The following is a 13,806-nucleotide window of genomic DNA, read 5'->3' as shown; positions in this document are numbered from 1 at the left end:
ATGTGATTAATAAAGTAAGTTTACTACATAAATGAGGATGATCATGGGAAATAATTCTATTATTCTAGAGCAAATCACAAATAATCTAGATCAGTACAGCAAGGCGGATCGTCGGATCGGTGAAATCATTCTGGAGCGGCCCCATGAGGTCGTAAACATGAGTATTGGCAAGTTTTCAAATATTGCCGGCGTGAGCGACCCGTCGATCGTCAGGTTTTGCCGTTCGTTGGGAATTGAGGGATTTCGCGAATTCAAACTCAGACTTGTGAAAGAGCTGGCAGTGGGCACTTACTATGTACATCGGGAGGTGAGTCCGGATGATAGCGCTTCGGAGTACATAAACAAAATCGGCCGATCAACAATTAATGTTTTATCGAATGTTGTAAATAAGTTGGATCATAAACAAGTCGAACTCGCGGTTACCGCATTATCGAATGTCGATTGGATCGAGTTTTGGGGTTTTGGGGCTTCGGCTGTCGTTGCAGCAGATGCGTATCACAAGTTTTTCCGATTAGGTGTTCCTTGCGCTCATTATTCAGATTCGCACATGCAGAGCATGTCGGCCAGCGTCATGACCCGCCGTTCCGCAGTCGTGGTCATATCGCACACAGGCCGGTCGAGAGAACTGATCGAGAATGTTCAGATCGCGCGCGAGTCAGGAGCGGTTGTCATCGGCATCACTACTCCGGATTCTCCTTTAGCTCAGCAATGCTCTCAAGTTGTCGCCGTTGATTTGGACGAGGATACGAATGTTTACACGCCCATGAACTCAAGGTTTTCCCATCTGCTTGTGTTGGACATTCTCGTCGTCGGGGTCTCCTTGCAGTACGGACAACAGCTAACAGACCGGCTGAAGAGAATGAAACGAGGACTGACATCCAAAAAAAACCGGGAAACGGGTGACAGATAAATGCTGGCTCGGATCGAAAAGTGGTTTGTCGGCTTGAACAGGCTGGTTATTGGCATTTTGATCATTATCATGTTTCTGCTCGTGATGGGGAACGTGACCGCCAGATATTTCTTTGAATCCTCGTTCAACTGGGCAGAGGAACTGGCGAGTACGATCATGATTTGGATAACTTTTCTCGGTATCGGATTGGCCATGCGGGAAGGGCAGATCGTCGCGATTGAAACTTTGTACGATTATATTCCGAAACGCATCGCACAGTATGTCCGTGCACTTGTTGTGCTAGTTGTAATCGCTTTTATGGGGTTTCTCGTTTATCTTGGATTTTCCTATTCAAAGGTAACAATGAGCCAGCTCAGCGCTTCGCTTCGTTGGCCGCTTGGATTGATTTACATGGCGGTCCCCATTGGTTCAATCTTGTTTATCCTGCATGTTATCGCGATTTTCCGAAGCATGGTTAACGGTTCCTTGGTGAGCAGCACATTGACCTATCAAGATGAAATCGGAGGAGAATCGCGTGATTAGCATATTGTTGATCGTCTTCTTTGTCGCATTGGCCATCGGCGTACCTGTTGCATTGGCCATTGGAGTATCCTCGTTCATTGCCTTGATTTTAATCGGCGACGTGCCGCTGGAAGTTCTTCCTCAATCTCTTTACAGCGGTATCAACTCTTTCCCCATGATGACCATCCCGTTTTTTATACTCGCCTCCGACTTGATGAGCGGCGGAAGATTAACGCAAATCTTAATTAATTTTGCCCGCGACTTGGTCGGACATATCCGCGGCGGGTTGGGATACGGCAATGTTATCGTCGGCTTAATGTTCTCGGGAATGAGCGGTTCTGCTCTTGCAGACGCTGCCGGCCCGGGTTCGATTTTCACGAGAATGATGCGCAAGTCGGGATATGACCCTTATTACGCCGGATCGCTGAGCGCCGCGGTTGCCGTACTGGGTCCGATCATTCCTCCCAGTGTCATGATGGTCATTTACGCTTTGACCGACGGCAAAACTTCCGTATCAGGCTTGTTTCTTGCGGGCATCGTCCCCGGCATTTTGTTAGCGCTTTCGCTCATGGTTCTGAATTTTTTCGTATCGAGAAAGCACAATTACCGGTCACACAGTGAAAGAGTACCGTTCATCACGTTGCTCAAAAGCTTTATTCATTCGCTGCCTGCGATTCTGATGCCGGTTCTGATTATCGTAGGTATTCGCGGAGGAGTCGTTACGCCTACGGAAGCTTCTGCGGTTGCGGTTTTCTATGCGCTGGTCGTAGGCTTCTTTGTCACCAAAGGTCTTACCTTAAAAAATATTTTCGGCATCATCGTGAACAGTACGATCGTTTCTTGCTCCCTTCTTCTCATGATTGCCATGGGTTCCGCGTTTTCCTGGGTGCTGACGTATGCGCAAGTGCCGCAGCGTGTGGCCGAGTGGATGACTGGATTGACCGACAACACCTTAGTCATTCTGCTGCTCATCGCATTCATCTCCCTGATCGCAGGTATATTTCTCGATACGCTTCCATCACTTGTCATTCTTGTGCCTGTCTTGGCACCTGCAGCTTATATGTATGGAGCCGAACCGCTGCAAGTCGCCATGGTTATTATTTTGACTCTCGCAATCGGGATGCTCACACCTCCCATCGCGCCGTTGCTATTTATCATCAGCGCAAGCGGCGGACTCCGGATTGAGCGGCTCAGTATCGCCATCATCCCGATGATCATCGCAGAGATGGTGGTTGTTTTGCTTGTCGTGTTCATACCGGAAATTTCAACAGGATTGCCGAACTTATTCGGTTTCAAAAACTGACCTTTCACTCTTGAAGGAGGTGAAGTTCCACCAGCCCTAACGGAACTTAGCATTCATCTGAATCATTTGGAATCAATTACGAAACTTTCAGGAGGGTTACCATGGTAAACAAGAAGGTTTGGGCTTCTGTTTTGTCCACGATCGTATTGGCTGCAATCGTAATATCCGGATGTTCGAGCAAGAGTGCATCCAATTCCAATTCCAGCTCGCCTGCCGGTACACCAAGCAACGCCGGCGGTAAGACCGTGACCCTGAAAATCACGCACTTTCAACCTGGTACTGAGGATCAACCGGCTCATGCAGCTTCGCTGCAGTTTAAAGAATATGTTGAAAAACAGACCAACGGCTCCATTAAGGTAGAAATTTATCCGGCTAGCCAATTGGGTGACGCGAATGTTGTGCTCGAAGGCATGAAACTGGGATCGATCCAGATGGGGATTGTTCATGACGGACCTGTTGCATCGGTATACGCGCCGGTTGGTGTATTCAACCTTCCTTACTTATTTAAGGATCAGAATGAAGCCTGGTCCGTGTTCGACAGCGATTTTACGAAAAAATTGAGCGAAGACATGGCGTCCAAGACGGGACTCCGCTTCCTGGCTCTAGCGGATAACGGCATCCGGCATTTTACCAACAGTAAGCATGAGATCAAGAGCATCGCTGATCTAAAAGGATTAAAAATGCGCATTCAGCCGGGCAAATTATATGAGGAATTTATGAAAGCTACCGGTGCAAGTCCATCAACGATCGGTTGGACGGAGCTCCCGGCTGCGCTGGAACAAAAAGTAGTGGACGGGCAGGAAAACGGAGTCACAAACATTTTGGCGGCAAGTATGTATCAGACTCAGAAATACGTTACGTTAGACGGCCACATTTATAGTTTCCACGCCTATTTGATCAGCGATAAGTTTTTCCAAAGTCTTACGCCGGCACAGCAAAAAGCCATCGTCGAAGGTGTAAATCAGGTGAAAGCCACGCACCGGAATATGACGTCGGATCAAGATAAGAACGCGGCGAAAATCCTTTCGGATAAAGGTATGACCGTTACTGAGCTTTCCGCTGAGGAAATCGATAAATTCCGTCAAGCTACCCAACCGGCCGTAGTAGAGTGGATGAAAAAAGAGATGGGCAGCGAGTGGGTTGACGGTATTCTCAAAGAAGTGGATTCCGTTCGCAAAGGTTAATCACAGACGTTTACTCTCATCATGAAGGATGAATGACGGATGGCCGAAACTTCAATCATGCGTGTCGTGATCGTGAATGCCTTTTACCCGCATTATGAAATGGAAAAGGAAATTTTGGCCCCATTTCATTCAACAGTGGAGCACGTGCACGTCAGTGGAGACCTGGTTTTATTGCTGGATGCCGTAAGATCAGCGGACGCAGTCATGGTTCGTGAAACGCCAATCACCGCGCAAACGATTGGTGCAATGGAGAAATGTAAAGTTATTGTCCGGTATGGTGTCGGTGTCGACAATATCGATTTGATAGCTGCACGCGCAAAAGGTATCTATGTTGCGAACGTTCCCGATTATGGCAGCGATGAAGTGGCGGAGCATGCGCTTGCGCTGCTGATGGCGGTATCTCGTCGGATCGTATCTCGGGATCATGCGGTGCGCGGCGGGTCGTGGAACATCGGACCCAGAGAGCCTATGTATTCTTTAAAGGGACGCACGGTTGGCATTATCGGATTTGGGAGAATCGGGCAGGCCTTTCATCAGAAGGTTTCCGGACTGGGATTCGGAAAAACATTAGTATACGATCCGTCTGCTAAACATCCGGTCCCTGAAGTCGAGTATGTAACTTTGGAACAGCTTTGTGCCGAATCCGATGTGATCTCACTTCATTTGCCGCTCACAACCGAAAGCTATCATCTTTTGGACAGATCCAAATTAACTTTAATGAAACCGAATGCGATTCTTGTGAATACGGCAAGAGGCGGTCTTGTTGACGAAGAAGCCTTGGCCCAAGTGCTGCAGGACAGAAAGATATTAGGTGCGGGACTTGATGTATTTGAGATGGAACCGCCTAACCTGAATCAACCTCTTTTTCAACAGCATAACGTCATTGCCACCGATCATACGGGATGGTATTCGGAAGAATCGCTGCGCGATTTGCAGGGAAAGGCGGCTTTGGAAATCGCCAAAGTTTTTTCCGGTTCCCCCCCAGGGGCATGGGTTAACAGATGGGAGGATTAAGGTTGCAAGGAAACGTGGTTTCAGACATGTTAACTCAGCTCTCTACTTGTCGAATCGTTCCCGTAATCAGAACAAGCTCCACCGAGCTGGCTTACAACGCAGTCCGTCTACTCCTGAATGCCGGCTTTCATACAGCAGAAATCACATTGTCCGTGCCGGGAGCGGTAGAGCTCATCAAGCAATTTTCCGCGCAAGAAAATGTTCTGGTCGGCGCAGGCACGGTATTGAATGCCAAGGAAGCGCAAGCATGCATTGAGGCGGGCGCGAAATACATCATTTCGCCTGTTCTGGCGGATCATGTGCCCGAGTTGTGCAAAGAAGCGAATGTGCTGTGTATTTTAAGCGGACTGACACCTTCCGAAATTTATACGGCATGGAATCGAGGGAGCGCGGCCATTAAAGTTTTTCCGGCGCATTCCATGGGCGGCCCCGGTTATTTGAAGTCACTGAGGTCTGTGTTTCCTTCCATTCCGCTCGTTCCGACAGGCGGAGTAAATCTGCATAATATAGGCGACTACTTCCAGGCAGGCGCATCCTTCGTCGGCGTAGGCAGCGATCTGGTAAACACGGCTTTGATAGAAAATGATCCCGCGAGCTTTATCGAACTGGGGAGGAAGTATTTACAATCAATAGAAACGTAATTGAGGGAGGTACATCATGGTTTATTCCAAAAATGTGATCGAGAAGTTCAGTCTGGTTACCACAGCTTCTGTAGCGGATGCCGTTGATCAGATTGTAGGCAAAACAGGCTATATGGATTTTGAAATTAAGCCTCAAATCAATAATAAAAAAATTCGTCGGACCGGCGGTTACCGTGAAAGAAGTGCCTACTAACGAAGTATTGCCTCCGGTACTTGCACTCGATGCGATTGATGAGTCTGAAGAGGGCAGCGTAATCGTCATCGGCGTGGAAGGCAGCGACCGCAATGTTGCCGTATGGGGAGGCTTGATGACGGCCGGCGCATACGTAAACAATCTTGCAGGAGCCGTGCTTGATGCCGGCGTTCGCGATGTAACCGAGATCAGACGCGACTATGGTTTCCCTGTCTACGCCCGAAGCGTATCTCCTGGAACGACGCTGGGACGGTATAAGACGGAAGCCATGAATGTTCCTGTTGAATGCGGCGGCGTGACTGTAAATCCAGGCGATCTGATTGTCGCGGACATCGATGGGGTTGTCGTCGTACCTCAAAAGCATGTCGATCAAGTATTGGAAAGAGCTCTTGAAATCGAACAAAGAGAAGCGGAACAAGCGAAGTACATCAGAGAAACAAAATCGCTGCGCGAAGGCATCAAGAAGTATAACCGAATTTAGGAGTGACCGTATGGATATTCTCGCCATTGGGGAACCGATGATGGAGTTCAGCGAGATTCGCGATCCTCATCGCGGCAATATTTACTTGCCCGGTTTGGGAGGTGATACGTCGAATTTTGCGGTTGCCGCATCCAGGCAAGGGGCGAAAGTAGGTTATTTTACGCGACTGGGACAGGATGTTTTCGGAGACCGGTTTATGGAACTATGGCAGCATGAAGGCATTGACACAAAACTGGTGATTCGAGATCCCAAGGCTCCGACAGGCATTTATTTTGTTACCCATACCGACCAAGGGCACCAGTTTACGTATTATCGCAAAGGATCCGCCGCCAGTTTGCTGAATGCCTATGAAATAAGCGAGAGCATGATAAAGGGAACCAAGCTTCTGCATGTTTCTGGAATCAGCCAAGCGATAAGCGAGAGCAGCTGCGACGCGATTAATCGAGCCATTCATATTGCCCGTTCGAACGGCGTCATGGTTTCATATGATGCCAATCTTCGGCTGAAGCTCTGGCCGCTTGCTCAAGCGAAGGCCGTTATTGAAAATTCGGCGGTATTGTCCGATGTTTTTATGCCGAGCTATGAAGATGCCGAACAGCTTACCGGACTTCAGGATGAAGATCAGATTGTGGATCATTATTTGCAGATGGGAGTTAAGCGCATAGCTCTAAAGCTGGGAAAACGGGGCGTACTGGTCGCCACCTTCGATGAACGTCACCGGATCGACGGATTTCAAGTGAATTCCGTGGATGCAACCGGTGCGGGAGATACGTTCGACGGCGCATTTCTCTCCCAGATGCTGAAGGGCGTTTCAATGCCGGAAGCTGCGCGGTACGCCAATGCTGCTGCGGCCATTTCGACAACGGGGTATGGGGCAGTGGCGCCGATCCCTGATCAAGAGACTGTTGAAGCATTTCTAATGAAACAGCAATAGAAGAAGAAAAGGGACGAGCTGATTGATTGCTCTGTCCCTTTATTTTTGGATGCGCCCACAGATGCAAGCTCTCACTCTTCTTCTGCTTCTACAGCGAGCCGGGCCATTTTCATTATGTTCTCGAATGATCGAGCTCCCGCAATAAACCGTCCCGTGAAGCAGAAGGTTGCATCATGAATGCCTGTGATTTCGCTAAGTTCCTCGTCTTGCTTACCCGCCCAGGCTTATGGTAAAGCCTTTCTTGCCTGAAAACCTCCTTTTTGAATTGTAAGTTCTTTCCATGTCGTTTTGGAATATGTATTGTTTTGATTTATTAGCAATATCAATAAAGAATGCGGGACAGATAACGTGCCTGCGGCCCGTTATGAGACAGTCTTTGCGAGTGTGAGAGCTGTTAGCGGGCGCCAGGCCCGTTAAACAATTGCTCAGGGTGCGGCGGTCATACAGAAAGACTGAGAACGTTAATATTAACGGTCTCAGTCTTTCTTGCTCAGCATGCTGGCTGCTAACGGATCGATGCTGACTCGTCAACCGTTTGCCGCAGCTCGTTGTTCAATCTATCAACAACAGTAAAGTCAGTGGCTTCCGTATAGAACCGTTTGATCCGTCCGTCCAACTGCCGAGCCTCTTCCAAATAGGCAATAGCCTCTTTCATTTTTTGCGAGTACCGTTGTTTGATCGGCTCCAGTTCTTCAGCGAACCGTTCATCGGTTCCGGGTACGATTAGACGTTCGTACATATCCAGAATTTCGTCACTGTCCCTCTTGGGGAAATATTCGTGAGGGGCGGTGCTGTCGAAGATGGCGGAACCGATTTCCGGGAAAATCAGCATGTCAAGACTGTTCGGATCAAAGCCGCAGTGAAACACTTCGACATCGAAGCCCCGGGCCTCGGCTGCAGCGGCCAGACGTTTGAGCAGCGTCGATTTTCCGGAACCGGGACGTCCCTTAAGCAAAATCCTTCTGCCGAGGTCTGCTGTAAGATTCTGAATATGATCGACAGAGCCTCTTGGTGTCGCTGCTCCGAAAAAGAGATGGCGTACGGATGCTTTCTGGCTTACCGTCCGGCTTCCGAATAAGGAGTCAACCAGCTCGTGCACCAGTTCATCCGCCTTATCGAAATCCATTGCCTCAATGTAAAATTTCTCCCATTCATCGTGTACCCGCAATGCTGACAAGAACGATTCATAAGCTTTACCATAGTAGGTTTGCAGCTGTTCCTGAAGCGTCTCAACTTGTTCCACAGTCTCCTCGGACAGAAGACTCCGGTTCAACGCGTTCCCAAATTCAAGATACACAGTTTCCACGCTGCTTGAAGATGGAAGTCCTTCGCATACGGTTCCATCCGCGACTCCGATCTTCAGCCCGGGAATGATCAAGGCGTCAAGTTCATCCGGATTTAACGGGGAATGGAATAATTCCACGCTCCATCCTTGGTTTATCGCGGCGTCCGCTAACCCGCGAATTGCCGTCGACTTACCCGTTCCCGGCCAACCAGTAAGGACAACCATTTTAGACAGCCCTTGAAATGCGGAATGGTATAGATAATGGACACCGTGTGCCGTATTGCCTCGGGCAAAAAAATGACGGGCGGTTCCGGTCATATGGCAACACTCCCTTGAAATCGATGTATCGCATTATATGCATGCCGCCGTTTTGGGTGTTTGCCCACTCCTGTTAACGCCTATTGGAGCTGTCAGGCCACGACCACTAACGGCCTGCTTTTGTCCTCTTGTTCATGCGCTGTCTCGGGAAATGGATGTTCTCTTTCTTTCACCCATCTGTCAAAATGATTCGTTCGATCGAAGTGAAACGCCCATAAGTGCTGCTTGTTTGTCTCCATATCCAAATACCATTCACAGACTTGTTTATAGTAGAGGTGATGTTCGAGCGTGTACATCGGGATGGGAACAAGATCGCAATACAGCTGCATGTCATATCTCCTCTCTGGGTCTTTATTCATATTGTATGGCACAACGCCCATACGGTCCGGGCATTAGCCCGTATGATACAATTAATAAAAACTTACGAGGCGGTTCGCAGATGAAGACAAGAATAGGCTGTTTGCATGCTCATTATTCAAATATCGGGTATATAGAAAAAGAATTGACCGACGAAAATGTGGAGCTGGTTCACTTTGTGGATCCCGGACTGATGTTCCGCATATCCTCGGCCGGAAATCAACATTTTACGGGAATTCAAGAGAGGGTTGCCTCCCAGCTGGAGTGGATTTCGCAGTCTGATGTGGATGCCGTTCTTATTACCTGCACGAATTACATCGCACTGTTACAAGGTGTACAGCTTCCATTGACCGTTCCCGTCATCAAGATCGACGAGCCGTTCTTTGGCGGCGTTTGCGATGTGGAAGAACCGCAAATCCTCCTGTTCACGAATCCTGCCACTGTTGCCGGCACGATGGAAAGGCTTGATGAATATGCGCGTCGACATGGGAAATCCATTAAAGTGGAGGTGCGTGTCATTGAAAATACTTTCGATCTGATCATGCAGGGCAACAAGGAAGCGTACGATACGGAGATTTCAAAATACATACAAGGTCTAACGCTTACGAACCCGAACCAAGTTATTTCCGTCGCTCAATTGTCCATGGTGGACGCAGCGCGACACGTAGAAGCCGAAATGAATGTAAGGATTCTGAATCCTTTGACCGCTCTAGTCACTCATATGCAAAGTACAGTTTTGGAAAAGAACAAATAAATGTGTGAAAGGGTGTAATCCATGAACAATGCAGCTGTGTGGGGCGGTGTATTTATCGTACTGTGTTTTGTACCTATGTTTTATAGAATTCACAGGAGATTGGCTAAAATAGAGGAGAGACTGGACCGGCTCGAAAGGCAAAAAAGGTGACAGCCAAGAAATCAGGAAAGCTGGGATCTGAAATTGTGCCTCATATTGTTTGCTTATCACGCGCATAAGAAATTCAAGCTTATTGTTGCTGCCAATCGCGATGAATTTTACAACCGACCGACCGAACCCGTTCATTATTGGGAGGATCATCCGCACATTCTTGCCGGCAGAGACTTACTCAAGATGGGTACATGGATGGGAATCACGACAACCGGGCGTTTCGCATTTCTAACTAACTACCGGAATCCTCAGGAAATAACGGAGGGGCAGCGTTCCCGCGGTGAGTTGGTCGCAGATTTTTTGAAGAAAGAAGAGACTCCCGGCTCTTACATGAATGAAGCGGCAAAAAAACGTCATTTATATCCGGGTTACAATTTACTGGCAGGCGATACAGAGGAGCTATACTACTACTCCAATATCGAGAATAAGGTTCAACAGCTGGAAAAAGGGATTTTTGGGGTGAGCAATCACCTGTTAAACTCCGAGTGGCCGAAGGTAAAGGCAGGAAAAGAGGAGCTTTCATGGATTGTAGATCGGAATGATGACTCTATCATCGATCAACTGTTAGCCCTTCTGCGAAGGGATGATCCGGTCTCTGACGAAATGCTTCCGAAAACAGGTGTGACTCTGGAATGGGAGCGCATCCTGTCTCCAATTTTTATTGCGAGTGATCGATATGGAACGAGGAGCTCGTCCGTTTTATTGATGAGCGATGAAGAAATGATCTTTACGGAACGGGTGTACTCTAAGGATGGGCTGAATGATCAGCAATATAAAATAAAATTATAACTCTGCCGCTGACTGTGAAGCCCGCCGCTCCAAGATCGCTGCGCCGACCAGAGATAGATCAGGTAACCGAGCACGAGCATCGTGCCGGTAAGTATGAACGGCGTACTGTAATCGGATTCCGCCAGAATCAAGCCGGCAGCATACGCCGCCAATGAGTTGCCTGCGCTTCGGGAGATGTTGCGCATGCCCGCAAACAGATTGCGGTCTGCTTCCGGCACTGCGGACATCGCTTCGCTGTCGAGTACGTTGCTCAACATGGAGAACAATCCGCCTCGAAGCAGCAGTAGGACAGAAAAGACGGGTGCCGGCATGGCAAGCGCGAGAAGGAAAGCGAACAAAGCATTGCACAGAAACAGGAGGCCGAATGCTCGCCGGATGCCGGCTTTTTCGAGTAAGTATGGCACAAGCAGAGAGCCCAGAAACAAGAAGAACCCCGACAGTGTCAACACGAGCGAGATGGCGCTGTCGCTCAAATCATACCGGTACTTGAGTATTACGTTCAAATAAGGGTTGAGCAAGCCGAACAATACCCCGGACATAAATATGATGGCACATAGGACGAACAGAGTGGAGTATGATTTCTTTGTCCCCGCAGCGCCGCGTGTCAGTCTTGCACTTGTCGACTTCTTTGCCGCTGTTTTTGCATCGGAAGCTTTTCCCGCAGGAAGCAGCACGCCTCTAAGTATGGAACCCAACGCAAAACATGCGGCAGCTGCAAAAAAAGGAATACTGATATACAGTTGTGGTTCCCCCGAGCCAATTCGGAAGCAAACCGCCTAACAGTGTGCCGATCCCGGTAAATAATGTGAAAACCGCGAAGAGCAGAGAATAGGCTGTGGTCTCCTCTCTCTTGTCCCGGCAATATTCGAAAATCAATTGAATTTCCGAGGTGACGATGGCAGTCATCCCTAGCGACCACACGAGTTGGCAGACTGTCACCCCGAGCGTCGAAGCGGCTGTTCCGAATCCGATCAAGCTGAGGGCGGCTGCGGCCATCCCGAACACCAGCATGGGTTTCCGCCCTGTCACTCGGATCAGAAATCCTGCCGGCAAGCTTAAAAGTCCCGTAGCCAGCGCTCCGAGGGAGGTGATTTGTCCAATCTCTTTCTCGTTAAAGCCTAGCTGCAGGAGATGCAGATTCAGAATCAACGCCAGAATGCCGGCACCTATGCCGAACAAACTCTCAGTACCTATAAAACGGCGAACTCCCGGAGATAAGTCCCCTATCATCGATTGCATATAATTGCGCATTTTCCGCCGATGCCCCTATCAAAGTCTATTAAGCCTGCCTATCATTATAACTTCTGGAAGGGGGTATGAAAATGACAACGGCAATTCACGATCCTTTCATCCGTACCCCGGAGGAAAAGAATATTGCGGCGCGTGCTGAGCGTATGGCCGCGGCGTTCGCAGAGAAAGCGGCGAAGCACGATATCGAAGGATCATTCCCGTTCGAAAATTTCGAGCTCATGAGGAAAGAAGGATATCTCAAGCTCACCGTTCCGGCGGAATTCGGAGGCGATGGACGCTCTCTCTATGAGATGCTGCTCGCGCAAGAACGGATTGCTCGCGGAGATGGCTCCACGGCCCTCGCCGCAGGCTGGCATGTCGGGCTGATCCTGCATTGGCGCACGGTACGTTCTTGGCCGCCCGCATTGTTTAAGCGGCTCTGCCATGATGTCGTGCACCATGGGGCTATGATCAACAGCTTCGCCAGCGAGCCGGCGACGGGAAGCCCCAGCCGGGGCGGCAAACCGCACACGACCGCCGTCAAGACGGATGGAGGCTGGTTCATTACCGGCAGGAAAACGTTCAGTACATTGAGTCCGATCCTTGACCAATTTATCGTCACTGCAAGTATGGAGGACACCGACTTCGTCGCTGAATTTCTGGTAAGGAAAGACGAAAGGGTGCGAATCGAAGAAACGTGGAACACGCTGGGAATGCGAGCAACCGGCAGTCATGACGTGATTTTAGAAAAGGTGTTTGTACCAAGCGATCATTTGATTACAAGTTTCGGGCAGGGACAGAGCCGGACGGCTGTCGATGACGGGGCGGGCTGGCTGCTGCATATTCCCGCGTGTTACCTGGGTATCGCTTACGCTGCGCGCGAGTATGCAATACGGTTTGCCGGCGGCTACAGACCGAACAGTTTACCGGGTCCTATAGCCGAGCTTCCCCACATCCGGCAGCTAATCGGGGAAATGGAGGAACAGCTGATCGTCGCACGAACCTACCTATATTCGCTGGCAGATCGCTGGGACAGAGTTCCGGAGGGACGGTCTCTGCTGAGAGCCGAGCTGGGTATAGCCAAGAAACTGGCGACCAATTCCGCTCTTTCAATTGTCGATAAAGCGATGAGAATCGTCGGGGGAGCCAGCTTATCCCGTTCCCTGCCGCTCGAACGGTATTACCGGGATGTTCGTGCGGGTCTGCATAATCCTCCTATGGAAGACACCGTGATTCGTTCATTGGCCGAGCGGGCCATTCAGGAAGTAATGGGCACGAACGAATAACGGATAGGAAAGCATCGGACCCTTGAGCCCATCAAGGGTCTTCTCATGTTCGATTTGGAATATATTTTGGTAGACGAGACAGGAGGTGTCTGATTGTCGATTAACAAATCCCCCTCAACGAACAAAATCAAAGTTCATTAAACGCAAATGAGATGCTTGAATATAAAGGGTATTTAAAACGGATTGCTGAAGCCACAACAGTAATAGAGGTAAATAACTATCAACAAAGAGTTATGAAGCTATTGAGAAATGCTAGTTCCGAAAGAAAGAAAGGCGTACGCCCGCTATGAAAAATGTGGTAAAATGTCAAAGCTAAGCATCTGATATACGGGTTGATTAAGCCGCTTGTGCTCGGTGTGATTGCAGGCCCAATCGCGGTGTTCAACATGTATGAAAGCTTGGCTTGGTACCAAATCTCATACCTTTCCATTGTATCCGGTATCGCTGGCGGAGCGACTCTTACTTCACTTGCCAAC

The 13,806-nt window shown here is 49.2% G+C and carries 16 protein-coding genes and 1 pseudogene; 12 read left to right on the top strand and 5 right to left on the bottom strand.

The features are described from left to right. Positions 1-43: 43 nt before the first annotated feature. The 9 genes from hexR (at position 44) to SD71_RS20295 (ending at position 7,161) form a co-directional block, all read left to right on the top strand. Positions 44-910, top strand: coding sequence for a transcriptional regulator HexR (gene hexR / locus SD71_RS20330; RefSeq protein WP_041067391.1), 867 nt, complete (start codon positions 44-46; stop codon positions 908-910). Further along, on the top strand, positions 911-1,432 hold the full coding sequence (locus tag SD71_RS20325; RefSeq protein ID WP_041067388.1) for a TRAP transporter small permease: 522 nt from the start codon (positions 911-913) through the stop codon (positions 1,430-1,432). Beyond that, entirely contained in the window at positions 1,425-2,714 is a 1,290-nt protein-coding gene (locus SD71_RS20320; protein WP_052476456.1) for a TRAP transporter large permease, read from the top strand. The genes SD71_RS20325 and SD71_RS20320 overlap by 8 nt, the downstream gene beginning before the upstream one ends. Before the next feature lie 101 nt (positions 2,715-2,815). Then, positions 2,816-3,898 carry a DctP family TRAP transporter solute-binding subunit gene (locus SD71_RS20315; protein WP_052476455.1) on the top strand — a complete coding sequence of 361 codons (1,083 nt, stop codon included), beginning with the start codon at positions 2,816-2,818 and terminating at the stop codon, positions 3,896-3,898. 39 nt (positions 3,899-3,937) lie between these two features. Next, positions 3,938-4,912, top strand: a complete 975-nt coding sequence (locus SD71_RS20310; RefSeq protein ID WP_041067382.1) for a C-terminal binding protein — start codon at positions 3,938-3,940, stop codon at positions 4,910-4,912. Between the two features lie 2 nt (positions 4,913-4,914). Continuing rightward, complete coding sequence (locus SD71_RS20305) at positions 4,915-5,553, top strand: bifunctional 4-hydroxy-2-oxoglutarate aldolase/2-dehydro-3-deoxy-phosphogluconate aldolase (RefSeq protein WP_161793426.1); 639 nt, start codon at positions 4,915-4,917, stop codon at positions 5,551-5,553. 16 nt (positions 5,554-5,569) lie between these two features. Beyond that, complete coding sequence (locus SD71_RS24490; protein ID WP_200889631.1) at positions 5,570-5,746, top strand: hypothetical protein; 177 nt, start codon at positions 5,570-5,572, stop codon at positions 5,744-5,746. After that, positions 5,727-6,227 (top strand): RraA family protein, encoded by a 501-nt coding sequence (locus tag SD71_RS20300; RefSeq protein ID WP_200889630.1) that lies wholly within the window; start codon positions 5,727-5,729, stop codon positions 6,225-6,227. The genes SD71_RS24490 and SD71_RS20300 overlap by 20 nt, the downstream gene beginning before the upstream one ends. Before the next feature lie 10 nt (positions 6,228-6,237). Beyond that, complete coding sequence (locus SD71_RS20295; protein WP_041067379.1) at positions 6,238-7,161, top strand: sugar kinase; 924 nt, start codon at positions 6,238-6,240, stop codon at positions 7,159-7,161. Positions 7,162-7,232: 71 nt separating this feature from the next. On the opposite strand, the pseudogene SD71_RS26330 reads toward SD71_RS20295, so the two are convergent. The 3 genes and pseudogenes from SD71_RS26330 to SD71_RS20285 form a co-directional block, all read right to left on the bottom strand. Next, a pseudogene (locus SD71_RS26330) lies at positions 7,233-7,373 on the bottom strand (MYG1 family protein); the annotation flags it as partial. 293 nt (positions 7,374-7,666) lie between these two features. After that, on the bottom strand, positions 7,667-8,764 hold the full coding sequence (locus SD71_RS20290; RefSeq protein WP_041067374.1) for a PRK06851 family protein: 1,098 nt from the start codon (positions 8,762-8,764) through the stop codon (positions 7,667-7,669). Positions 8,765-8,856: 92 nt separating this feature from the next. Beyond that, a complete protein-coding gene (locus SD71_RS20285) occupies positions 8,857-9,093 on the bottom strand; it encodes a hypothetical protein (RefSeq protein WP_041067370.1) in 237 nt (78 codons plus the stop codon). Between the two features lie 110 nt (positions 9,094-9,203). Here SD71_RS20285 and SD71_RS20280 point away from each other — a divergent pair, with 110 nt between their 5' ends. Beyond that, complete coding sequence (locus tag SD71_RS20280) at positions 9,204-9,875, top strand: hypothetical protein (protein WP_041067367.1); 672 nt, start codon at positions 9,204-9,206, stop codon at positions 9,873-9,875. A 183-nt stretch (positions 9,876-10,058) separates the two neighbouring features. Then, positions 10,059-10,814 (top strand): NRDE family protein, encoded by a 756-nt coding sequence (locus SD71_RS20275; RefSeq protein ID WP_041067364.1) that lies wholly within the window; start codon positions 10,059-10,061, stop codon positions 10,812-10,814. Here SD71_RS20275 and SD71_RS22660 read toward each other — a convergent pair. Beyond that, positions 10,790-11,509: an MFS transporter gene (locus tag SD71_RS22660; RefSeq protein ID WP_152619528.1), complete on the bottom strand. Its 720-nt coding sequence runs from the start codon at positions 11,507-11,509 to the stop codon at positions 10,790-10,792. The genes SD71_RS20275 and SD71_RS22660 overlap by 25 nt on opposite strands. Then, positions 11,493-12,065 (bottom strand): MFS transporter, encoded by a 573-nt coding sequence (locus SD71_RS22655; RefSeq protein ID WP_052476453.1) that lies wholly within the window; start codon positions 12,063-12,065, stop codon positions 11,493-11,495. The genes SD71_RS22660 and SD71_RS22655 overlap by 17 nt, the downstream gene beginning before the upstream one ends. A 71-nt stretch (positions 12,066-12,136) precedes the next feature. On the opposite strand from SD71_RS22655, the gene SD71_RS20265 reads away from it, so the two are divergent. Further along, entirely contained in the window at positions 12,137-13,330 is a 1,194-nt protein-coding gene (locus tag SD71_RS20265) for an acyl-CoA dehydrogenase family protein (RefSeq protein ID WP_041067361.1), read from the top strand. Positions 13,331-13,806: the final 476 nt, after the last annotated feature.

Origin of the sequence: Cohnella kolymensis (assembly GCF_000829465.1) — a bacterium.
GTDB lineage: Bacteria > Bacillota > Bacilli > Paenibacillales > Paenibacillaceae > Cohnella > Cohnella kolymensis.
The sequence above is the reverse complement of the archived record's forward strand: the minus strand, read 5'-3'. Positions and strand labels throughout refer to the sequence as shown.